Source organism: Curvibacter sp. GW821-FHT09D12 (assembly GCF_059416245.1).
In genome coordinates, this window is record NZ_JBWKOU010000007.1 from 134,983 (window position 1) to 154,945 (window position 19,963).

The following is a 19,963-nucleotide window of genomic DNA, read 5'->3' on the forward strand; positions in this document are numbered from 1 at the left end:
AACCCATTCGTGTTTAAAACCCCATTATAGAAATAAATTCAAGCCGTACAAAGATCAGGGCTGAGCCCTTCTGCAATTTGAGGATTATCTTCACGAAGCAGACACAGGCACCTGATTATTGAAGCGCCGACAACGCGGCCAAATGCCCAGGCACTCAGGGGCTGGTACCCAGGGGCCAGGCCAGAACTTTGTCAATTCTTCGGCCATCAAGATCGACGACTTCAAAAATCCAGCCAGCACACTCGATCCGTTCACCCGTCGCAGGCAAATGACCGGATTCAAACATCAGCAGGCCTGCCAGAGTGTTGTAGCGGCCGCGCTCTTCATCGGGCAATTCGCGAATATCCAATCGAGCCCGCAATTCATCCACGGGCATCAGGCCATCCAACAGCCACGATCCTCCCTCGCGGCGCACGGCCCAGGCATCGGCCTGGGCCAAGGGTTGCAGTTCGCCGGTGATGGCTTCGAGCACATCGTGCGGAGTCATCAAGCCTTGTACCACCCCATATTCGTCCACCACCAGCACCATGCGGGCCGCGCGGGCCCGGAACTGCTCAAGCAATTCCATGCCGCTGAGGGTTTCGGGCAGAAAGGCCGCCGGCAAGGCATGGGCCTCGATGGGGCCGACGTGGTCCGGCCCCAGTTCCAGCAACGACGCCACGCTGATCAGCCCCACCACGTCGTCCAGCGAACCACGGCAGACGGGGTACCAGGAGTGACTGCTCAGCGCGCCTGCACCGCGAATCCTTTGCAGGCACTGTGCCACCGTATCTTGGGCCTCCAACCAGTCGATCTCGGCCCGGGGCAACATCATCGACGTCAGGGGCCGGTCATCCAGGCGAAACACGTTCTGCACCATCTGATGCTCGTGCTCTTCAATGACCCCGGCGTCCAGCCCTTCTTCGAGGCTGGCCACGATTTCCTCTTCGGTGACAGAGCGCCCTCCCGAATCATCGACCCGCAGCAAGCGCAACACCGCATGGGTACTGAGCGACAGAAGACGCACAAAGGGCTTGGCCCCGACCGCCACCCAGGACATGGGGCGCGAAATCCAACGGGCCACCGTCTCCGGATACAGCTGGCCGATGCGCTTGGGCACCAGTTCACCAAACACGATGGTGATGAAGGTGATCACGGTCACCACCACCGCGGTCGCCGTGACACCGGCCACGCCCTCAGGCATGTTCCAGCTCACCAGCCAATGGGCCAGACGATCGCTGAAAGCGGCCTCGCCCAAAATGCCGTTGAGCATCCCGATCGAGGTGATGCCGACCTGGACCGACGACAGAAACTGGGTCGGATTGTCAAGCAAGGCGAGTGCCGTGGCGGCCCCCTTGTCGCCCGCCTCGGCCATGGCGGTCAAACGGGCTTTGCGACTCGATGCCAGGGACATCTCGGACATGGCGAACACTGCATTGAGCAGGGTCAGCAGGGCAATCAGCAGGAAATCCATGCAGGGGAGTGGAGAATCAACACCATGGCAATGTACTTGATTGGTGATGTCCAGGGCTGCAACGATGCCCTGGGACGTCTGCTGGACACGCTGGGTTTCTCACCCAGCCGTGACACGATTTATCTGTTGGGCGACCTGGTCAACCGGGGTCCCGACTCGGCCGGGGTGCTGCGGCGCCTGATGAAACTGGACGACGCTGCCCGTTGCCTGCTGGGCAACCACGACCTGCACTTGCTGGCTGCAGCGCAGGGTCTTCGCCCGCCCGGTCGCAAAGACACCCTCCAGACCCTCCTCCAGGCCGACGACCGTGCCACCCTGATCGACTGGGTGCGCCGCCAGCCCCTGGCGCGCCATGAGAACGGGGTGCTGATGTTCCACGCCGGGGTGCTGCCCAGTTGGACACCGACCCAGGTCATGGCCCTGGCCGCTGAGGTTCAGCAAATGCTGAGCGGCCCGGACTGGCTTGATTTTCTGCAGAACATGTACGGCAACCTGCCCCTGGGATGGCGTGATGGCCTGCGCGGTCACGACCGCCTGCGCATCATCGTCAACGCGCTCACTCGACTGCGTTTTTGCACACCTCAGGGAGAAATGGAATTCGCCAGCACCGAAAGTGCGGAGGGAGGGCCACCCGGCTACCTGCCTTGGTTCGACGTGCCGGGAAGGGCTACTGCAGACACCTTGGTGGCCTTCGGCCATTGGTCCACCCTGGGTTGGCAGAATCGCCCCCATCTGCTGTCACTGGACACGGGCTGCGTCTGGGGTGGCTGCCTGAGCGCTGTGCGCCTGGGCAAGCGACCAGAAGATCGGGAATTGATCCAGGTGAAATGCCCGCCCGCTCAGAAACCCGGGCGTTGAGGGCATTCCTACCGGGCTTGAGCCTCGCCAAAGGCCAGAAGCCCGGCGCTGAGATCAGGAAACCACCGGATCAGCCGCCTTGAACAACGCAGCCACCTTGCGCTTGGGCTTGATGTTCGACGAAATCGCCCTGGCAGGCGCCTTGGCAGCGGCCTCCCAGGCAGGTGCTGCATCGACCACCGGGGCCTGATAAGGCTGGTCAAAAAACGGATCCCGCGGCGCAGAATGGGTGCGATAGGAACGGCGCTCACGGCCATAGCCTTCGGCCGTTGCCTCGGTGCGCTCGCGTTCACGTTCACGCGGAGCAGGACGACCTTCGCCTTGCTGGTACATGCGGCGCCCTTCGTTGATGCGCTCGCGAGGACGGTCTTCGTCGTATTCCAGGGCCTCGACTTCGATCTTCTTTTTGATCAGCTTCTCGATGTCAGCCACCAGACGGGCATCGTTGTTGCCGCCCACAAAGCTCACGGCCAGACCCGAAGCACCCGCCCGACCGGTCCGGCCGATGCGGTGCACGTAGTCTTCGGCGTTGAAAGGGATGTCCATGTTGAACACCGCCGGCACGTCCTTGATGTCGAGGCCTCGGGCCGCCACGTCCGTGCACACCAGCAAATCGACTTCACCCTTCTTGAAGGCGTCAAGGGCCTTCAAGCGCTCGTCCTGGCTTTTGTCACCGTGCAACGCGGCCGTCTTCAGACCATCTCGGTCCAGCGAACGGGCCAACCTGGCACAACCCAGCTTGCTGTTCACGAAAACAAAGGCTTGCTTGATGCCTTGCCGACGCAGCACCTGGTGCAGGGCACGGCGCTTGTCGTCGTCGTTCACGCCATAAAAATGCTGCTCCACGGTCGATGCCGTGGCGTTCGAGCGAGCCACCTCGATCGTGACCGGGTCTTGCAGGTAGCTGCTGGCCAACCGCTTGATCTCAGGCGAGAAGGTGGCCGAGAACAGCAAGGTGGTGCGTTGCTTGGGCAGGTAGCTCAGGATGCGCTGCAGGTCAGGCAGGAAACCGATGTCCAGCATCCGGTCCGCCTCGTCCAGCACCACGTACTCGACCTGGTTCAGCACCGCGTTCTTGGCCTCGATGTGATCAAGCAGACGCCCTGGCGTGGCCACCAGAACTTCGACACCGCGCTTGAGCTCTGCCGTCTGGGGTTTCATGTCCATGCCGCCAAACACCACCGCGCTGCGCAACTGGGTGTACTTGGCATAGAGCTTGACCTGCTGGGCCACCTGATCGGCCAATTCGCGCGTGGGCAAAAGCACCAGGGCACGCACGGGGTGGCGGGCAGGAGACGTCGAACTGTTTTCGTGCTTGAGCAGTCGCTGCAGCAAAGGCAGGGAGAACGCCGCCGTCTTGCCGGTGCCAGTCTGTGCGGCCCCCATCACGTCTTTGCCCGTGAGCACCACCGGAATGGCCTGAGCCTGGATGGGGGTCATGGACTCGTAGCCCATCTCGGCCACGGCGCGAGCCAGGGGCTCAGCGAGCGATAAATGTGAGAATGATGTCGTCATGAAGCCTTGTATTGTCGCACCGGCGGGGAAAACCCGGTAATGCGGCGTATTTTTGCGGCCCAAAAAGTGGTTTCGCCACCTTGAATGCCATGAAATTGATAGCGGCCTGCTGAGTCAGGTCAAGGCTCATCGGCCTGTGGTCTAGAGGTTACGGGCACTGAAGGTGTCGCAGGCGCGCACCGTGCCCTCGCGCAGCCCTGTGGCAAACCAGCGCTGACGCTGGGCACTGCTGCCGTGCGTGAAGCTTTCCGGCACCACCGCACGGCCTGCCGCCTTTTGCAAGGCATCGTCGCCGATGTGTGCCGCGGCGTTCATCGCCGACTCGATGTCGCCAGCCTCCAGAATGTGTCGGCTTTGATCGGCATGCTGAGCCCACACCCCGGCCAGACAATCCGCCTGCAGCTCCAACCGCACGCTCAACGCGTTGTAACGCTCCGGGCTGACACGGCCACGGGCCTCGTCGAGCTTCTGGCTGATGCCCAACAGGTGCTGCACGTGATGCCCCACCTCGTGGGCGATCACATAGGCCTGGGCAAAATCGCCTGGCGAGCCCAGGCGGGTACGCAAAACCTCATAAAAATCGAGATCGATGTAGACCTTCTGGTCTGCCGCGCAATAAAACGGCCCCATGGCTGCCTGCCCTTGGCCACACGATGTCGGCGTGCTGCCCCGGAAGAGCACCAGCCGAGGCTCTCGGTACTGGCCGCCAGAGTGCTGGAAGATGTCTTTCCACACGTCTTCGGTATCGGCCAGCACCACGGAGACGAAACGGGCCAAGCGGTCGTCAGCAGGTGGGGCATGGCTGGCGGCGGGGGCCGCGCTCTGGCTGGGTGCACCGCCCTCGAGCAGACCCAGCAGAGTGAGCGGGTTGATGCCCATGAACCAGCCCACGGCCAGCACCACCAGCACGGTGCCCAGACCCAGGCGTCCGCCCCCTAAAGAAAAGCCGCCCCCACCCGAGGCAGGCTCGTCACGGCGGTCTTCAACGTTGCTGGAACTTCTCTGGTCTTCCCATTTCATGCGGCACTCCCAAGCCGATCAACGGCAGTCAGGACGGATGCTACCTGGGAGCCGTCCTCAAAAGGGATGAGGTAGCGTGAAAAATGGCACGGCATGGGGCCCGCCTGCGGAGCACTCGGCGATCGGGCGGGCGCCAAGGCCACAGCCCCGGTATCAGGGCGTCCGGCGTCAGGGATTGCGGCGCGGGGTGCTCGGGCTCTCGCAGGCCGGGTGCACGGGGCGCCCCGGCACGCTGCCGCACATGGCCGACAGTTCTCGCTGCTGCACCCAGGCGGCCGGTGCCGGGGCAAAGGCATCGTCCTCTTGCGGGCTGGCGCTGTACAGCAAGCCACCGCGACTCAGCACCTCGATCATGACCAGGACAGCCAGCACGCCCCCAACGGCAATCAGGATGGGCAGGTCCAGCCATTGAGTCCAGCGGATCGTGGGACTGGAAGAATTTTTCATGACACTGCGCTCCTGTTGGGTGACAGGAAATCGTAGGTAAGCAGATATTTCCGGGCTGTAGGACGGAAGCCCATCCCCCCGTGCGAAATGTCCAGCAGATGACACAAACGCCGCTGGCACCAACATGGAAACCGTCCAAATCCCGGCTCGTCTGGCCTGGTGCCCGCCCAGAATCAGTCGAGGATCACCCAGGCCTTGGTGACCGTCTCCAGGACTTCGAAAGCCCCCTGAAAACCCGCCGGAATGTGCAGGCTGTCCCCGGGACCGGCCTCGCGCCAGGTGCCCAGGCGATCATGCACACGGCAGCGCCCCGACAGCACGGTGAAGACCTCCTGCTGGTGCGCGCCGAACTCGATGCGCCAACGGCCCGGCTCGCAACGCCAGAGCCCGCTGCTCAGGGCACTGGCCTGGCCCACCGGGGCGGTCACGGCCGTCCAGGTTTCGCGCAGAGGGTTGCCCTCCTCCAGGCGCTCGGGTCGGGGCCGGGAAAGTTCGGGCGCCCCGGCCGACTCCAGCATGTAGCCGGTGGTCTGCAACGGCGACAGCAAGCCGCTCAAGCGCGTGGCAGGGTCACGCCATGCTGACCCTGGTACTTGCCGCCACGGTCCTTGTAGCTGACCTCGCAGACCTCGTCGCTCTCGAAGAACAGCACCTGGGCGCAACCCTCACCGGCGTAGATGCGGGCGGGCAGCGGTGTGGTGTTGGAGAACTCCAGCGTCACATAGCCCTCCCATTCGGGCTCGAAGGGGGTCACGTTGACGATGATGCCGCAGCGGGCATAGGTGCTTTTGCCCAGGCAGATGGTCAGCACATTGCGCGGGATGCGGAAGTACTCGACCGTGCGGGCCAGGGCAAAACTGTTGGGCGGGATGATGCACGAGTCACCCTCGAAATCGACAAAGCTCTTTTCATCGAAGTTTTTCGGGTCGACGACCGTGCTGTGGATGTTGGTGAACACCTTGAATTCAGGGGCGCAGCGGATGTCGTAGCCATAACTGCTGGTGCCGTAGCTGATGATCTTGCGACCCTCCTGCTCACGGATCTGACCCGGCTCGAAGGGGTCGATCATGCCGTGCTGCTCGGCCATGCGCCGAATCCATTTATCGCTCTTGATGCTCATGGGAATGCTCCGTTGCCCGCCCTGGCGCAAGCCAGGCGTTGGGCGGCCCATTGTAGGGCAGCCCGTGGGGGATCACGCCTGGGCCAGGGCCGCCTGGCCGGCCACGAAGGTCTGCTCGATGAGGCGGTCGTCACCCAGCACGATCAGGGCAAACAGCAGTTCATCCAGGTTGCGCGCCTGGGCCGTCTTGCGCGCCAGCAGCGGGGTGGCCCGGGGGTTCAACAGCACGAAATCGGCGTCGCTGCCGGGCTGCAGGTTGCCGATGGCAGGTGCCCCGGCCACCCCGCCCAGGCCCAGCGCCTGGGCCGCACCGGCCGTGTGCTGCCACCACAACTGCTGCGGGCTGAGCGACAGCCCGGGCTTGGTCTGCCCCTCGCGGCCCACGTAATAGGCCGCCAGCATGGTGTGGAACGGGCTGAACGAGGTGCCTCCGCCCACATCACTGGCCAGGCCATATCGGTAACCGACCCGATCGGCGCCTTCGTAGTCGAAGAATCCGCTGCCCAGGAACAGGTTGCTGGTCGGGCTGATGGCGGCGGCCGCCCCGGTTTCGCGCATCAAGGCACGGTCATCGTCATCAAAGTGGATGCAATGGGCGTAGATGGCACGCTCCCGCATCAGGCCGAAATCGGCATAGGTGCCCAGGTAGCTGCGCGACTCGGGAAACAGCTCGCGGGCCCAGGCGATCTCGGCCTTGTTTTCGGCCACATGGGACTGCACCCAGACCTCCGGATAGCGGGCGGCCAGCTCGCCGGCGCCCCGCAGTTGGGCGGGCGTGCTGGTCGGGGCAAAGCGCGGCGTGATGGCATAGCCCAACCGGTCCACGCCATGCCAGCGGCGGATCAGGTCTTCGGTATCGATCAGGCTCTGTTCGGTCTGATCGCGCACGCCATCGGGCGAGAAGCGATCTTGCAACACCTTGCCGGTGATGAAGCGCATCTGCCGCTGGCGGGCCTGCTCGAACAGGGCATCGACCGAGGTCGGGTGCGAGGTGGCAAAGGCCAGTGCCGTCGTCACCCCATGGCGCAGCAACTCGTCGAGGAAGAAGCCCGCCACCTCGGTGGCGTAGTCGCCGTCGTGAAAGCGCGATTCGTGAGGAAAGGTGTAGTTCTCCAGCCAGGGCAGCAGACCCTCGGCGGGCGAGCCGATCACGTCGGTCTGGGGGCAGTGGATGTGCAGGTCGACAAAACCCGGCGCCAGGATGCGGCCCGGGTGGTGGGTCACCACCACGCCCGGGTAACGGTCGATCAGCTCGCGGTACGAGCCCACGGCCCGTACCACGGGGCGGCCCTGGGCATCGGGGCCGATCACCAGCAGGCCGTCTTCTTCATAGACGGCAGAACGGTCATCGGCAAAGCGGAGGATGGCGGCGCGGTGTGCTTTCATGGGGCCGCAGCATACCCGCAGGCCCCGGGGCGCCCATATGGCAGGCGCCATAACCGCTATCGCGACAGCGGCATGCCCGCAGAACGCTGTTGCGCCAGGCCCGCCAGGGCAACCAGGCCACCCGCCAGTTGGCCGACCTCGACATGGCCACAGGCCAATGCTTGTGCGGCGGCCCGCTGACTGCGAGCCCCGCTGCGGCACAGAAACAACAGCGGCGGCGACGCCTCCAGCCACCCCGGCAGCACCTGTGCCAGTTGACTCAAGGGCACCGACTGCACTGGCCGGCCGGCCATGCGGGTCAGGCCGCTGGCCTGGTGCTCGTGGGGGTCGCGCACATCCACCAGGCGGGCTTGTGGATGGCGGGCCAGCCAATCCGCCAGGGCTTCAGGTGCCACGCACAAGGCCTCGGCAAGACCTGCAGGAGCAGGTGCAGTCTGATCGTCGTCTGGCAGCCCTGCCCCTTGCAGAGCGGCGCCGCAGGCGAGCAGGCGCTCACAAACCTGATTCACAAAGACCTCGTCCACCAACAGCCCCAGCGACAGGCGCACCGACGCCGTGCTACGCGATGCCGGCCAGCCCATGGCCGCCAGCACGGCACTGGGCTTGGCCTGGGCCGCCGAGCAGGCGCTGCCGGCACTCACCATCAGGCCCGCGGCTTCCAGGGCACTCATCAAGCGCTGTGCCGGCACACCGGGCCAGGAGAAATTGAGCGTGGTGGGCAGGCTGTCTTCTAGGGCGGCATTCAGGACCACGCCCGGGAATGCCGCCTGCAGGGCCTGCCACACGCGTTCACGGTAGGCCTTCAAGCGCGCGGGCGGGCAAAAGGTGTTCCCCCGCTGCAAGGCCGCCAGCACAACCCCCAGGGCGGCGATGCCGGGCATGTTCTCGGTACCCGACCGGGCGCCGCCCTCCTGGCCACCCCCGGCGATCAGGGGGGTGAAAGGGCTGCCCTCACGCACGTACAGCAGGCCCACCCCCTTGGGCGCATGCAATTTGTGGCCAGAAAACGGGGCGTAGTCGATGCGGCTGGCGGCCAGGTTCAGCTGCAGCTTGCCCAGCGCCTGCACCCCATCGACCAGCCACAGCGCAGGGCTGCCGGCCTCCTCCAATACCGCCTCGATGCCGGCCAGGTCACTCACTACGCCGGTCTCGTTGTTGGCCGCCATGGTGCACAGCAGCCCCACCTGGGGCAAGGCGACACGCAAGGCCGCCAGATCGTGCCGCCCACGCGCATCCACGGGCAAGGCGCACACTTCAAAACCCAGACCCAGCACCTGGTTCCAATGCGCCAGGGCCTCGGGCACGGCCTTGTGCTCGGTGGCGCCATACAACAGCACCCGACCCGCCGGCAGGCCCTGGCGAAGTCGGTCACGCAGGCCGCACAGGGCCGACAGCACCGCGGTCTGGATGCCTTCAGTGGCGCCGCTGGTGAACAGCAAGTGCCCTGTAGTCGCTCCCAACACCTCGCGCGCCCGTTGCCGGGCCTGGCTGAGCAGGGTCTGCGCCCTCAAGCCCAGGGCATGGGTGCTGCTGGGGTTTCCGTAGGCGCTCAGCATGGTGGCCTGGGCGGCAGCGGCGGCCTCGGGCAGCACGGCGCTGGTGGCGTTGAAATCAAGGTAGAGCTCGGCGGGCAGGTCCAGATTCATGGGGCGGGAGCGGGGTTGCAAGAGGTGACTGAAGGCTGAAAGTCTAGAGATTCGCTCTTTGAAAAACATTCCAAAAATCCCCCAAGAATTGGGTTTTGATAGAAAATTTTCCTAATTTCAAACCAAAAAACAAGATGAACCCACTGAACCGCATCGACCTTCAACTGCTGGACGCCTTGCAACACGACGGCAGCCTGTCCATCGCCCAACTCGGAGAGCAGGTGGGCCTGTCCTCCACGCCGTGCTGGAAGCGGGTCAAGCGGCTGGAGGACGAGGGCTACCTGGAGCGCCGCGTGGCCATCGTCAACCGCAAAAAGGTGGGCCTGCCGATCACGGTCTTCGTCAGCCTGCGCATTGCCCGGCACGATGAACGCTGGCTGGCGCAGTTTGCCGCCGCCATCACCGCCCTGCCTGAGGTGCAGGAGTTCCACCGCATGAGTGGCGACGTCGACTACCTGCTGAAGGTGGTGACCACCAGCATCGAGGGCTACGACGCCTTCTACAAGAAGCTGATCCGGGTGGGTGAGCTCAGCGGGGTTTCCTCGGCGTTTTCGATGGAGCAGATCAAAAGCAGTACCGCCTTGCCGCTGGCCCTGCCGGGTCGCCAGGACAGTGCTTGATGGCGCGCCCTCCTTGCTGCAAAGTCCACGCTCAACAAGAACATTCTTCATGCCGACCCGACCTTTGACCCTTTGGCTGCTGCGCATCCTGAGCCCTGTGCTGGTGCTGGCGGCGTTGTCCGCCTGCTCCAGCCTGCCCAAGCCGCCGCCAGCCCCACCCACCCACGCCATCAAGGGGTTCGAGGACACACCGCTGGCCCGCATCACCCAGGCGCAGTTGCCCGATGACGGACGTTCTGGCTTCCTGCTTCAGCCCTACGGGCCCAACTCCTTCGCCACCCGGCTGGCCCTGTGCCGGCTGGCCACGCGCAGCCTGGATGTTCAGTATTACCTGCTGCAATCCGACCACACGGGCCGCACCCTGATGCGCGCCCTGCGCGACGCAGCCGCACGCGGGGTGCGCGTGCGCGTGCTGGTGGACGACCTGCACACGGCAGGTTCCGACGAGTTGCTGCTGGGCCTGGCGGCCCACCCCAACGTGGAGCTGAGGCTGTTCAACCCCTTCCCCAGCGGGCGCGGCCACCTGCTGACGCGCTTCATCAGTTCGGGGCTGGACATCGGTCGCGTGGACCGGCGCATGCACAACAAGCTGTTCGTGGCCGACAACGTGGCGGCGGTGGCGGGCGGGCGCAACATCGCCGACGAGTACATGGTCAATGCCGAGGGCAGCAACTTCATCGACATGGACACCTTTGTGGCGGGCCCGGCGGTGCGCGAACTCTCGCGCGCCTTTGACCTGTACTGGAACAGCGAGCACGTCTACCCCGTGGACCAGATCGCCTTCAGCCCACTGAGCCCTGAGCAACGCCGTGCCCAATTCGAACGCCTGACCGCCAAGACCCACCCGCCCACCGATACGGGACGGGTGCCGGACAACGGTCAGGTCGAGGGCTCGGGCCTGGACCTGCCTTTTGACCACCTGCCACCGGCCCTGGTCCACATGCTCAACCTGCCCTACGAGCTGGCCGACGGCCGGCTAGGGCCCCTGCTCCAGGCCCAGGCACGGGTGCTGGTCGACCCGCTGAGCAAGACCGACGGCGTGAACGAGCACGAGCACTCCATCACCGGCACGGTGTTCGAGGGCACTTACCAGTGGTTCACCACCAGCCGCCAGTTGCTCAGGATGACCTCGCCCTACTTCGTGCCCGACGACACGGCCCTGCAATCCCTGGCCCACGCACGCCAGCAGGGGGTGCGACTGCAACTGGTGACCAACGCGCTGGCGGCCACCGACGAGCCCTGGGTGCATGTGGGCTACTCGCGCCAGCGCCAGGCCTTGCTCAAGATGGGCGTCGAGATCTTCGAGATCAGCCCCAGCCTGAGCGCCAAGCGCCGGCGCCTGGGCGTGATCGGCAAGAGCCTGAGCGCCCTGCACATGAAGAGCGCCATCCTCGACCACCGCCAGGTGTTCCTCGGCTCGATGAACCTGGATCCGCGCTCGGTGCGCCTGAACACCGAACTGGGCCTGATCATCGACAGCCCCGAGATGGCCGCCCAGTTGGAGGCCATGAGCGACCTCGCCAGCGTCTACCAGCTGCGTCTGGCGGCCGATGGACAAAGCATCGAATGGATCGAACGCAATGGCGAGGGCCAGGAGACGGTGCACTCCGAAGAGCCCGAAACCAGCCCCTGGCTGCGCTTCAAGCTCTGGCTGCTCGGGCCGCTGGTGCCCCTGGGCGAACTCTGAAGGTCGGGTGGATACCCCCCGCTTGATCCTCAGCGCAGGCTGCCCTGCACGCCCTCGACCAGCCAGTTCAGATTCAGGATCTGTTCATCGCTCAAGGCCTGGCCGGGCTCGATCACGGTGTGCCCCTGGTTGTCGCGCACCGGCTGGGCACCGGCCTTGAAGGGCTGCAGCCGGCCAGCCGCCATGTCCTTCTGGCGCGCCAGCACCTCGTTTTGCACCGCCACGGGCACCTGGGGCCCAAAGTCGCCGACCCGGATCATGCCTTCGCGCACCCCGCCCCACAGGGCCGCGGGCTTCCAGCGGCCATCGGCCACCGCCTTCACCCGGGCGGTGTAGTAAGCCCCCCATTCGTGGGTCACGGCAAGGATCTGCGCCTGCGGCGCCACCTTGCGCATGTCCGAGTGGTAGGCCACCGCCAGCTTGCCGCGCTCCTGAGCCGCCGCCATCACCGCGGTCGAGCCGGTGTGGAAAGCCAGCACATCGGCGCCCTGGTTCATCAAGGTCATGGCCGCATCGCGCTCGCGCGGCGGGTCGAACCAGGCGTTGAGCCAGACCACCTTGACACGGGCCTGCGGATCGACCGAGCGCATGCCCAGCGTGAACGCGTTCAGCCCCTGCAAGACCTCGGGGATGGGGAAACCCGCCACATAGCCCGCCACATGGCTCTTGCTCATGCGGCCGGCCGCGATGCCGGCCAGGTAGCGGCCCTCGTAGTAGCGGGCATTGGCTACCGCCACATTGGCCGCCGTCTTGTAGCCCGTGATGGATTCGAACTTCACCTGTGGAAACTCGGCAGCCACCTTGAGCGTGGGCTCCATGTAGCCGAAGCTGGGCGTGAAGATGATCTGGTTTCCCTGCTGGGCCAGATCGCGGATCACGCGCTCGGCATCCGCACCCTCGGGCACATCCTGCACAAAAGTGGTCTTCACACGATCGCCCAGGGCGGCCTCAACCGCCAGGCGCCCCTGCTCGTGCTGGCGCACCCAGCCGGCCTCGGTGATGGGGGTCACATAGACGAAGGCGGCCTTGACAGGGGGCGCTGCGGGGGCCACCTGAGCAGCCGGGTGAACGACAAAGGGAATGGAAAAACAGGCGGCCAGGAGCGCACTGCGCCCCCTGGCGGCGAGGTTTTTGTACATGGTGTTCCTCGACATGGCCCCGGAATGCAAAAGCCCCAGCTGCCGGGACACCCGCTGGGGGCTGTGATTCTAAGGCCCGCCGGAAGTCCGCCCTGATCACGATGGCTGAGCCCGCAAAGCGGCAAGAGACAAGGGGGCCGCCGCCATGAACAATGCCCGCATGAACACACCACCCCCATCGGCCCAGGCCGGTTCAGCCCACTGGAAACGCAACCTCTGGGTCTGCATGTTCGGCTCTTTCACCACCATCGTGGCCATGACCTTGCTGCTGCCCTTTCTGCCCCTGTATGTGGAGCAACTGGGCGTGCATGACCCGGCCGCCATCGTGCAGTGGTCGGGGGCGGCCTATGCGGCCTCGTTTCTATCGGCCGCCCTGGTGGCGCCGCTTTGGGGCCGGCTGGCCGACCGCTACGGCCGCAAACTGATGCTGATCCGCGCCAGCCTGGGCATGGCCGTGGCCATGGCCCTGATCGGGCTGGCCAGCAACGTCTGGCAACTGGTGCTGCTGCGCCTGCTGGCCGGCTTTCTGGGCGGCTACGCCTCGGGTTCGACCGTCATGGTGGCCACCCAGACCCCCAAGGCCCAGTCGGGCTGGGCCCTGGGCACGCTGTCATCGGCCGTGATGGCAGGCAGCCTGGTCGGCCCGCTGGTGGGCGGCGTGCTGCCCCAGTGGATCGGCATCCGCTGGACCTTCTTTGCCGCCGGGGCCGTGATCTTCGTGGCCTTCATCGCCACCTGCACCCTGATCCGCGAAGACGTGCGCCCAGCGGCTCGGCCCGCCGCCGGCGCCCCCAGCCGCTGGCAGGCCATTCCGGATCGGCGCCCGCTGCTGGCCATGCTGTTCACCGGCATGCTGCTGATGCTGGCCAACATGTCGATCGAGCCCATCATCACCGTCTACGTGGCCACCCTGGTGCCCGACCCGGCCCAAGTCACCCTGCACGCGGGCCTGGTGATGTCAGCCGCCGCCCTGGGCAGCATCCTGTCCGCCTCGCACCTGGGGCGCCTGGCCGACCGGGTGGGCCACTGGAATGTGGTCATCGCCTGCCTGGTGGTGGCGGCCCTGCTGCTGCTGCCCCAGGCCTTCGTCACGGCCACGTGGCAACTGGTGGGGCTGCGCTTTCTCATGGGCCTGTCACTGGGCGGCCTGCTGCCCTGCATCGCCGCGGTGATCCGGCACAACGTGCCCGAAGGCACGGCCGGCCAGATGCTGGGTTACTCCACCTCGGCCCAGTACACGGGACAGGTCACCGGCCCCATGTTGGGCGGCTTGATCGGCGGCCACCTGGGCATGCGCTGGGTGTTCCTGGGCACCAGCGTGCTGTTGGCATGGGGGGCGGTGTGGAACTGGCGCACCCAAGGCCAGGTCCGCCCACCCGTCAAGTGATCGGCAGGGCCTCGCGCAGCAAGCGCGCCAGTTGCTCCACCACCGGCGAAACCGGGGCCTCACCCCGGTAAAGCACCAGGCTGATGTGGGGCAAGGCGGGCAGGCCGCAAGCCGCTGCGTCCAGTCTTTGCACACCGGGCGGGCAACCCAGGGCTGTGCGCACCGTCAACCCGAGCCCCGCCGAACTGGCCGCCCACAGGGCCGACAGGCTGGCGCTGGTAAAGGCATGACGCCAGGCCGTGCCTTGGGCATCCAGGGCCGCCATGGCCATGCGCCGCACCGGGCAGGGTTCGTCCAGCAGCACCAGGGGCAAGGGCTCATCACTGCCCCAGCCAGCCGCATCGGCGCCCCACCAGGCGGGGCGCTCGGCCCCATGGGCATCGACCGGGCCAATCCAGAGCAGCGGCGTCTCCAGCCAGCGCTCGGCCCCTGGCAACCAGGGCTGATCCCCGGTCTCCCAGACCAGGGCCAGGTCCAGCAGGCCCTGGCTCAGCCGCTCGCGCAAGCCAGCGCAACGCATCATGCTGGCCTCGATGCGCACCTGTGGGTGCGCCCGCGCAAAGCGCCCCAGCACCTGGGGCAGCAGCACCTCACCAAACTCCTCCTGCAGGCCCAGACGCACCTGGCCCTGCAGGTTCAAGCCCCGCAAGGCTGCGCCAGCTTCGTCGTTCAGGTCGATCAGGCGCTGTGCATAGGCCAGCAAGGTCTCGCCCGCCTCCGTCAGGGCCAGGCCGCGACCGGCCTTGCGAAACAGCACGGCCTCGGCCTGCGACTCCAGCTTCTTGAGTTGCGCACTCACCGCCGACGTCGAGCGGCCCAGGCGGTCGGCGGCCTTGGCATAGCTGCCCAGGCGCACGCCCGTCACGAAGGTGCGCAGCACGTCCAGGTCAAACAAGGCTTGAGGCATTTGATCGTCCCATTTTTCAAAACAATTGATCCTGAATTTTCTGATTTTCAAAATCATTGTGCCAGCCCACACTGCCGGCCATGTCCTACCTCCTTCCCCTGCCCCAACAAGCCCACCGCCCGCCAAAACACCGATGGAAGGTGCTTGCCGCCGGGGTGGCGGCCAATGCGGCCTTTTCAGTGGCCTTCAGCGGCTTGCCCATGACCGCCGTGCTGCTGCGCCAGGCCTACCAGCTCGACAACGCCTTGCTGGGGCTGATGCTGGGCTTGATGGGCCTGGGCATTGCGCTCAGCGAACTGCCCTGGGGCCTGCTGACCGACCGGCTGGGCGACCGCCCGGTGCTGCTGGCAGGCCTGGGCAGCACGGCGTTGGCCTTGCTCGCTTTGGCCGGCTGGGCCACACCGGGTGCCCCTTTATGGGGGCTGGGTGGCGGTCTGCTGGTCGTGGGTTTGCTGGGGGGCAGCGTCAACGGCGCCAGCGGCCGGGCCGTGATGGGCTGGTTTCCGGCCACCGAGCGTGGCCTGGCCATGAGCCTCCGCCAGACCGCTGTGCCCCTGGGCGGCGGCGTGGGGGCCTTGCTGCTGCCCTGGCTGGCCTGGCATGGCGGATTTGCCTGCCTGTTCGGGGTGCTGGCCGGCCTGTGTGGCGCCGCGGCCCTGTTGTGTGCGGCCTGGGTGCACGAGCCCGCCCCTGGGTCGGCCGGCTCCGCGCCAGCCCCTGCCAGCGCCGGCGCAACCCCCTGTACAGCGCCCCCGGGCGCCCTGCACGACCACCGGGTGTGGCGCCTGGCCACGGGCATCGGCCTGCTGTGCGCACCGCAGTTTGCCGTGATCTCTTTCGGTACCGTCTTCCTGCACGACTTTGGCGGCCTCAGCCTGCCGGCCTGCACCGGGGCCATGGCCCTGGTGCAGGTGGGCGCCATGGGCTTGCGGGTGTGGAGCGGCCGCTGGACCGATCGACAGGGCAACCGCCCGGCCTACCTGCGTGCCTGCGTCGGCGCGGTGATCGCGGTGTTCCTGGGTCTGGCGCTGCTGAGTGCGCTGCAACCGGCCTCGCCGGGCGCCGGCTGGGGGCTGCCGGCCCTGGCGCTTCAACCGCTGCTGGCCGCCTGGCTGGTGTTGGCCGGCCTGGTGGTGTCGGCCTGGCACGGGGTGGCCTATGCCGAACTGGCCACCCTGGCCGGGGCCCGCCAGTCGGGCACGGCACTCGGCCTGGCCAACACCTGGGTGTTTGTCGTGTGCTTTGTCACGCCCAGCGTGCTGCCGGGCCTGCTGCAGTGGCAGGGCTGGCCTGCAGTGTGGCTGGCCGCCAGCATCTGCGCGGCCTTGGCCGGCCCCTTGCTGTTGCGGCCCGGGGCGAGGTTCAGTAATCGTTTTCCGAGAAGCTCAGAAACACGTCCTTGAGCTGATGCTCCCAGGCATGGCGCTGGGCTTCGGTGACAAAGCTGGCCTCGAAACTGTTGCGTGCCAGCGTGTAGGCATGGTGGGCGTCCAGCCCGGTGGCGGCGAAGGTCTGCACGAAGTTGTCGTTCAGGTAACCGCCAAAGTAGGCCGGGTCGTCCGAATTGACGGTGGCCACCAGACCCGCATCGAGCAGTTGGCGCAGGTTGGAACTGGCCAGGTCCGGGAACACGCACAGCTTGACGTTGGAGAAGGGGCACACGGTCAGCGGGATCCGGTCCTGGGCCAGGCGCTGCATCAGGGCCGGGTCTTGCAAGGCCTGTACACCATGGTCGATGCGTTCGACCTTGAGCACATCGAGGGCGCTCCAGATGTAGGCCGGCGGGCCTTCCTCGCCGGCATGGGCGACCAGGCGCAGGCCCAGTTCGCGGCAGCGCGCAAACACGCGGGCAAACTTTTCGGGCGGGTGCCCAAGCTCGCTCGAATCGAGGCCCACGCCGATGAAACGGTCGCGCCAGGGCAAGGCCTGCTCCAGCGTGGCCAGGGCGTCGTCCTCGCTGAGGTGGCGCAGAAAGCACAGAATCAGCGAGGCATCCACCCCCAGCTGGCTGGCCGCATCGGCGCAGGCCCGGTGCAGACCGCCGATCACGGTGGCCATGGGCACGCCGCGGGCCGTGTGGGTCTGCGGGTCAAAGAACAGCTCGGCATGCACGACGTGGTCGGCGGCGGCCCGTTGCAGGTAAGCCCAGGCCATGTCGTAGAAATCCTGCTCTTGCAGCAGCACGCTGGCGCCAGCGTAGTAGATGTCGAGAAAGCTCTGCAGGTTGGTGAAGGCATAAGCCCGGCGCAGGCTTTCGACATCGGCATAGGGCAGGCTCACGCCATTGCGCTGGGCCAGGGCGAAGATCAGCTCAGGCTCGAGCGAGCCCTCGATGTGGATGTGCAGCTCGGCCTTGGGCATGCGACGCAGCAGCTCGGGTAAGCGAGCCGGCGCGATGTGGGGAATCTTGAACATGGGGGCCTTCCGGGAAGTTTGAAGTTTTTTACCACAGCGCCCAGGCGGCAACAGAGCGTTTTCCCGCCCTGCCACCCAGGCACCTGCGCTGGCTTTGCGCTGGGTCAGATCACGCCGAAGCGCACCCCACGGCGGGCCAGCATGCGGCGATAGGCCACCGACACGCGGTCAGTGGCGGCATGGCGCTCAGCCTGCAGGTCCAGCGGCAGCCGCTTGGGGGTCTGCGATTCGAGCACCGGCTGATCCTGGGTGAAGATGGTGTGCTGAAAAGCCGCCAGCTTCTCATCGGGCGAATCGAAGTCGGCCACCGCCAGACGGAACCAGACCCGGCTGGACTCAGGCGTGACGGGGCAGATGTAGAGCGCAATCGACTCACGCCACCCGGCCACTGTCGTGGTCCCGGCCTCGGGCACCTTGGTCAGCAACGCGCAATAGGGGTCGGTCACCTCGTAGCTGTATTCCACCTGAGCCGGCGCGGTGGAATGCAGGTTGGACTGGGGCTGCCAGGCTTTGCAGCCCGTGGCACGCAGGCCGCGGTCGGTGTCGTGCACCTCGTAGGCATCGATCTCGGGCCGTGCGCGCAGGCCCAGCCAGCCCTCGTGCACAAATGAGAAATGCGCCATGTCCAGGAAGTTCTCGACGATGCGTGGGGCGCTGGCCGCCACGTCGTAGGGCCCGCAGTTCATCTTGCGCAGGCCCGCATCGGCTTCGGCCTCGAACGGGGGCAGGCCTGGGTCGTCTCCCGAGCTGTCAAGCCGCACCCAGACCAGGCCATGGGCTTCGCGGCAGGCATGGATGGTGGCGCAGTGCGAGGCCGGCGGGGTGAACTCAGGCAGGGCCGGCACTTGCACACAGCGCCCGCCTGACTCGAACTGCCAGCCGTGGTAGGGGCATTCCAGCCGACCATCGCGCACCTGCCCGAGCGACAAGCGGGCCCCCCGATGCGGACAGCGATCCGTCCAGGCCTGCAGCGTGCCATCAGCGGCCCGCCACAACACCAGCGATTGCTCCAACAGCGTCACCGCCACCGGGCCGGCCTGCACCACGCTGGTCAGTGCCACCGGGTGCCAAAGTGTCTTTTCCATTGCAACTCCAGAACTTTTCAACGCCCCAATCAAAAAGAGCTGCCCAGGGGCAGCTCTTGAGACCCCGGGGCGCTCACCCCGGGAGGCTTGGGCTTACTTCTTGTCGCCGCCGGGCACCTTGCCTTCCACGCCCTTGACGTAGAAGTTGATGCCACCGAGGAACTTGTCGTCGGCCACTTCGTCCTTCTTCAGCAGTTCCTTGCCGGCCTGGTCCTTGATCGGGCCCTTCCAGATCGCGAAGCTGCCGTCGGTCAGGCCCTTCTTGATCTCTTCGATCTTGGCCTTGGTTTCAGCGGGCACGTCTTCGGCAATCGACACCAGGTCGATCGCGCCTTCCTTCACACCCCACCAGCTCTGACCGGTTTCCCACTTGCCTTCGAGCACGTCCTTGGTGGCCTTGATGTAGTACGGGCCCCAGTTGATGATCGACGAAGCCAGGTGGGCCTTGGGGCCGTAGGCGGTCATGTCGGAATCCCAGCCGAAGGCGCGCTTGCCTTTTTCTTCGGCGGTCTTGAGCACGGCCGGCGAGTCGGTGTTCTGGAACAGGATGTCGGCGCCGCCGTTGATCAGGGCGGTGGCGGCTTCGGTTTCCTTGGGCGGGCTGAACCACTCGTTGACCCACACCACCTTGGTCTTGATCTTCGGGTTCACGCTCTGGGCACCCAGGGTGAAGCTGTTGATGTTGCGGATCACTTCAGGGATCGGCACCGAGCCCACCACGCCCAGCGTGTTGGTCTTGGTCATGGCGCCGGCGATCACGCCAGCCATGTAGGCGCCTTCGTAGGTGCGGCTGTCGTAGGTGCGCATGTTGGGCGCGGTCTTGTAGCCGGTGGCATGTTCAAACTTGACGTCCGGGGTATCGGCGGCCACCTTGAGCATGGTTTCCATGTAGCCAAAGGTGGTGCCGAAGATCAGCTTGTTGCCCTGGCCGGCCATGTCGCGCAACACGCGCTCGGCGTCGGCCGATTCAGGCACGCTTTCCACGAACGAGGTCTGGACCTTGTCACCGAATTCTTTTTCGAGCGCCTTGCGGCCGTTGTCATGGGCAAAGGACCAGCCGCCGTCACCCACCGGGCCGACGTAGGCGAAGGCGATCTTCAGCGGCTCGGGCTTGGGAGCCGGTGCTGCGGCCGGAGCCGGTGCGGGCGCCGGTGCCGGTTCTTCCTTCTTGCCGCAACCCACCAGGGCCGCTGCGGCAACCGCAGACAGGGCGGCTACCTTGAGCAGGGAGCGTTTGTTCAGGTCAGTCATGTCTAATCCTTGTTGAGGTCGGTGACG

The 19,963-nt window shown here is 66.0% G+C and carries 18 protein-coding genes; 5 read left to right on the forward strand and 13 right to left on the reverse strand.

The annotated features are described in order from the left end of the window. Positions 1-154: 154 nt before the first annotated feature. Complete coding sequence (locus AC07PT_RS13580; protein WP_492347877.1) at positions 155-1,453, reverse strand: hemolysin family protein; 1,299 nt, start codon at positions 1,451-1,453, stop codon at positions 155-157. A gap of 24 nt (positions 1,454-1,477) precedes the next feature. Between AC07PT_RS13580 and AC07PT_RS13585 the strand changes: the two genes are divergently transcribed. After that, positions 1,478-2,311, forward strand: a complete 834-nt coding sequence (locus tag AC07PT_RS13585; RefSeq protein ID WP_492347876.1) for a symmetrical bis(5'-nucleosyl)-tetraphosphatase — start codon at positions 1,478-1,480, stop codon at positions 2,309-2,311. Positions 2,312-2,365: 54 nt separating this feature from the next. On the opposite strand, the gene AC07PT_RS13590 is transcribed toward AC07PT_RS13585, so the two are convergent. The 7 genes from AC07PT_RS13590 to AC07PT_RS13620 all read right to left on the reverse strand — a co-directional run bounded on the left by AC07PT_RS13590 (position 2,366) and on the right by AC07PT_RS13620 (position 9,466). Next, positions 2,366-3,826, reverse strand: a complete 1,461-nt coding sequence (locus AC07PT_RS13590; protein ID WP_492347875.1) for a DEAD/DEAH box helicase — start codon at positions 3,824-3,826, stop codon at positions 2,366-2,368. Positions 3,827-3,967: 141 nt separating this feature from the next. Beyond that, positions 3,968-4,846 (reverse strand): KPN_02809 family neutral zinc metallopeptidase, encoded by an 879-nt coding sequence (gene ypfJ, locus AC07PT_RS13595; RefSeq protein WP_494656952.1) that lies wholly within the window; start codon positions 4,844-4,846, stop codon positions 3,968-3,970. Between the two features lie 168 nt (positions 4,847-5,014). Continuing rightward, entirely contained in the window at positions 5,015-5,293 is a 279-nt protein-coding gene (locus tag AC07PT_RS13600) for a hypothetical protein (RefSeq protein WP_492347873.1), read from the reverse strand. A gap of 173 nt (positions 5,294-5,466) precedes the next feature. Further along, positions 5,467-5,850, reverse strand: coding sequence for a cupin domain-containing protein (locus AC07PT_RS13605; RefSeq protein WP_494656953.1), 384 nt, complete (start codon positions 5,848-5,850; stop codon positions 5,467-5,469). Beyond that, positions 5,847-6,413 (reverse strand): dCTP deaminase, encoded by a 567-nt coding sequence (dcd, locus tag AC07PT_RS13610; RefSeq protein ID WP_027478110.1) that lies wholly within the window; start codon positions 6,411-6,413, stop codon positions 5,847-5,849. The genes AC07PT_RS13605 and dcd overlap by 4 nt, the downstream gene beginning before the upstream one ends. Before the next feature lie 72 nt (positions 6,414-6,485). After that, the gene (gene guaD / locus AC07PT_RS13615; protein ID WP_492347870.1) at positions 6,486-7,799 is read right to left on the reverse strand and encodes a guanine deaminase; all 1,314 of its coding nucleotides are present in this window, start codon (positions 7,797-7,799) and stop codon (positions 6,486-6,488) included. Positions 7,800-7,855: 56 nt separating this feature from the next. Further along, positions 7,856-9,466 (reverse strand): aminotransferase class V-fold PLP-dependent enzyme, encoded by a 1,611-nt coding sequence (locus tag AC07PT_RS13620; RefSeq protein ID WP_494656954.1) that lies wholly within the window; start codon positions 9,464-9,466, stop codon positions 7,856-7,858. Positions 9,467-9,579: 113 nt separating this feature from the next. Here AC07PT_RS13620 and AC07PT_RS13625 point away from each other — a divergent pair, with 113 nt between their 5' ends. Both AC07PT_RS13625 and AC07PT_RS13630 read left to right on the forward strand, forming a co-directional pair. Next, positions 9,580-10,065 (forward strand): Lrp/AsnC family transcriptional regulator, encoded by a 486-nt coding sequence (locus AC07PT_RS13625; RefSeq protein WP_494656955.1) that lies wholly within the window; start codon positions 9,580-9,582, stop codon positions 10,063-10,065. A 49-nt stretch (positions 10,066-10,114) separates the two neighbouring features. Next, entirely contained in the window at positions 10,115-11,752 is a 1,638-nt protein-coding gene (locus AC07PT_RS13630) for a phospholipase D family protein (RefSeq protein WP_494656956.1), read from the forward strand. 29 nt (positions 11,753-11,781) lie between these two features. On the opposite strand, the gene AC07PT_RS13635 is transcribed toward AC07PT_RS13630, so the two are convergent. Further along, entirely contained in the window at positions 11,782-12,891 is a 1,110-nt protein-coding gene (locus AC07PT_RS13635; protein ID WP_492347866.1) for a BMP family ABC transporter substrate-binding protein, read from the reverse strand. Positions 12,892-13,051: 160 nt separating this feature from the next. Here AC07PT_RS13635 and AC07PT_RS13640 point away from each other — a divergent pair, with 160 nt between their 5' ends. Then, positions 13,052-14,278 (forward strand): MFS transporter, encoded by a 1,227-nt coding sequence (locus AC07PT_RS13640; protein WP_492347865.1) that lies wholly within the window; start codon positions 13,052-13,054, stop codon positions 14,276-14,278. On the opposite strand, the gene AC07PT_RS13645 is transcribed toward AC07PT_RS13640, so the two are convergent. Continuing rightward, positions 14,271-15,185 (reverse strand): LysR substrate-binding domain-containing protein, encoded by a 915-nt coding sequence (locus tag AC07PT_RS13645; protein WP_494656957.1) that lies wholly within the window; start codon positions 15,183-15,185, stop codon positions 14,271-14,273. The two genes, AC07PT_RS13640 and AC07PT_RS13645, sit on opposite strands and share 8 nt — an antisense overlap. 80 nt (positions 15,186-15,265) lie before the next feature. Here AC07PT_RS13645 and AC07PT_RS13650 point away from each other — a divergent pair, with 80 nt between their 5' ends. Further along, positions 15,266-16,588 carry an MFS transporter gene (locus AC07PT_RS13650; protein ID WP_492347863.1) on the forward strand — a complete coding sequence of 441 codons (1,323 nt, stop codon included), beginning with the start codon at positions 15,266-15,268 and terminating at the stop codon, positions 16,586-16,588. On the opposite strand, the gene AC07PT_RS13655 is transcribed toward AC07PT_RS13650, so the two are convergent. The 3 genes from AC07PT_RS13655 to AC07PT_RS13665 all read right to left on the reverse strand — a co-directional run bounded on the left by AC07PT_RS13655 (position 16,548) and on the right by AC07PT_RS13665 (position 19,936). Continuing rightward, positions 16,548-17,600 carry an adenosine deaminase gene (locus tag AC07PT_RS13655; protein WP_494656958.1) on the reverse strand — a complete coding sequence of 351 codons (1,053 nt, stop codon included), beginning with the start codon at positions 17,598-17,600 and terminating at the stop codon, positions 16,548-16,550. The two genes, AC07PT_RS13650 and AC07PT_RS13655, sit on opposite strands and share 41 nt — an antisense overlap. 104 nt (positions 17,601-17,704) lie before the next feature. Further along, positions 17,705-18,685, reverse strand: coding sequence for an aromatic ring-hydroxylating dioxygenase subunit alpha (locus tag AC07PT_RS13660; protein ID WP_494656959.1), 981 nt, complete (start codon positions 18,683-18,685; stop codon positions 17,705-17,707). A gap of 93 nt (positions 18,686-18,778) precedes the next feature. Beyond that, a complete protein-coding gene (locus tag AC07PT_RS13665; RefSeq protein ID WP_494656960.1) occupies positions 18,779-19,936 on the reverse strand; it encodes a BMP family ABC transporter substrate-binding protein in 1,158 nt (385 codons plus the stop codon). Between the last annotated feature and the right edge of the window lie 27 nt (positions 19,937-19,963).

Bases quoted from the DNA above. Each gene is read 5' to 3' on its own strand.
- AC07PT_RS13580 (WP_492347877.1), bottom strand. From the start codon at position 1,453: ATGGATTTCCTGCTGATTGCCCTGCTGACCCTGCTCAATGCAGTGTTC.
- AC07PT_RS13585 (WP_492347876.1), top strand. From the start codon at position 1,478: ATGGCAATGTACTTGATTGGTGATGTCCAGGGCTGCAACGATGCCCTG.
- AC07PT_RS13590 (WP_492347875.1), bottom strand. From the start codon at position 3,826: ATGACGACATCATTCTCACATTTATCGCTCGCTGAGCCCCTGGCTCGC.
- ypfJ (WP_494656952.1), bottom strand. From the start codon at position 4,846: ATGAAATGGGAAGACCAGAGAAGTTCCAGCAACGTTGAAGACCGCCGT.
- AC07PT_RS13600 (WP_492347873.1), bottom strand. From the start codon at position 5,293: ATGAAAAATTCTTCCAGTCCCACGATCCGCTGGACTCAATGGCTGGAC.
- dcd (WP_027478110.1), bottom strand. From the start codon at position 6,413: ATGAGCATCAAGAGCGATAAATGGATTCGGCGCATGGCCGAGCAGCAC.
- guaD (WP_492347870.1), bottom strand. From the start codon at position 7,799: ATGAAAGCACACCGCGCCGCCATCCTCCGCTTTGCCGATGACCGTTCT.
- AC07PT_RS13625 (WP_494656955.1), top strand. From the start codon at position 9,580: ATGAACCCACTGAACCGCATCGACCTTCAACTGCTGGACGCCTTGCAA.
- AC07PT_RS13630 (WP_494656956.1), top strand. From the start codon at position 10,115: ATGCCGACCCGACCTTTGACCCTTTGGCTGCTGCGCATCCTGAGCCCT.
- AC07PT_RS13635 (WP_492347866.1), bottom strand. From the start codon at position 12,891: ATGTACAAAAACCTCGCCGCCAGGGGGCGCAGTGCGCTCCTGGCCGCC.
- AC07PT_RS13640 (WP_492347865.1), top strand. From the start codon at position 13,052: ATGAACACACCACCCCCATCGGCCCAGGCCGGTTCAGCCCACTGGAAA.
- AC07PT_RS13645 (WP_494656957.1), bottom strand. From the start codon at position 15,185: ATGCCTCAAGCCTTGTTTGACCTGGACGTGCTGCGCACCTTCGTGACG.
- AC07PT_RS13650 (WP_492347863.1), top strand. From the start codon at position 15,266: ATGTCCTACCTCCTTCCCCTGCCCCAACAAGCCCACCGCCCGCCAAAA.
- AC07PT_RS13655 (WP_494656958.1), bottom strand. From the start codon at position 17,600: ATGTTCAAGATTCCCCACATCGCGCCGGCTCGCTTACCCGAGCTGCTG.
- AC07PT_RS13660 (WP_494656959.1), bottom strand. From the start codon at position 18,685: ATGGAAAAGACACTTTGGCACCCGGTGGCACTGACCAGCGTGGTGCAG.
- AC07PT_RS13665 (WP_494656960.1), bottom strand. From the start codon at position 19,936: ATGACTGACCTGAACAAACGCTCCCTGCTCAAGGTAGCCGCCCTGTCT.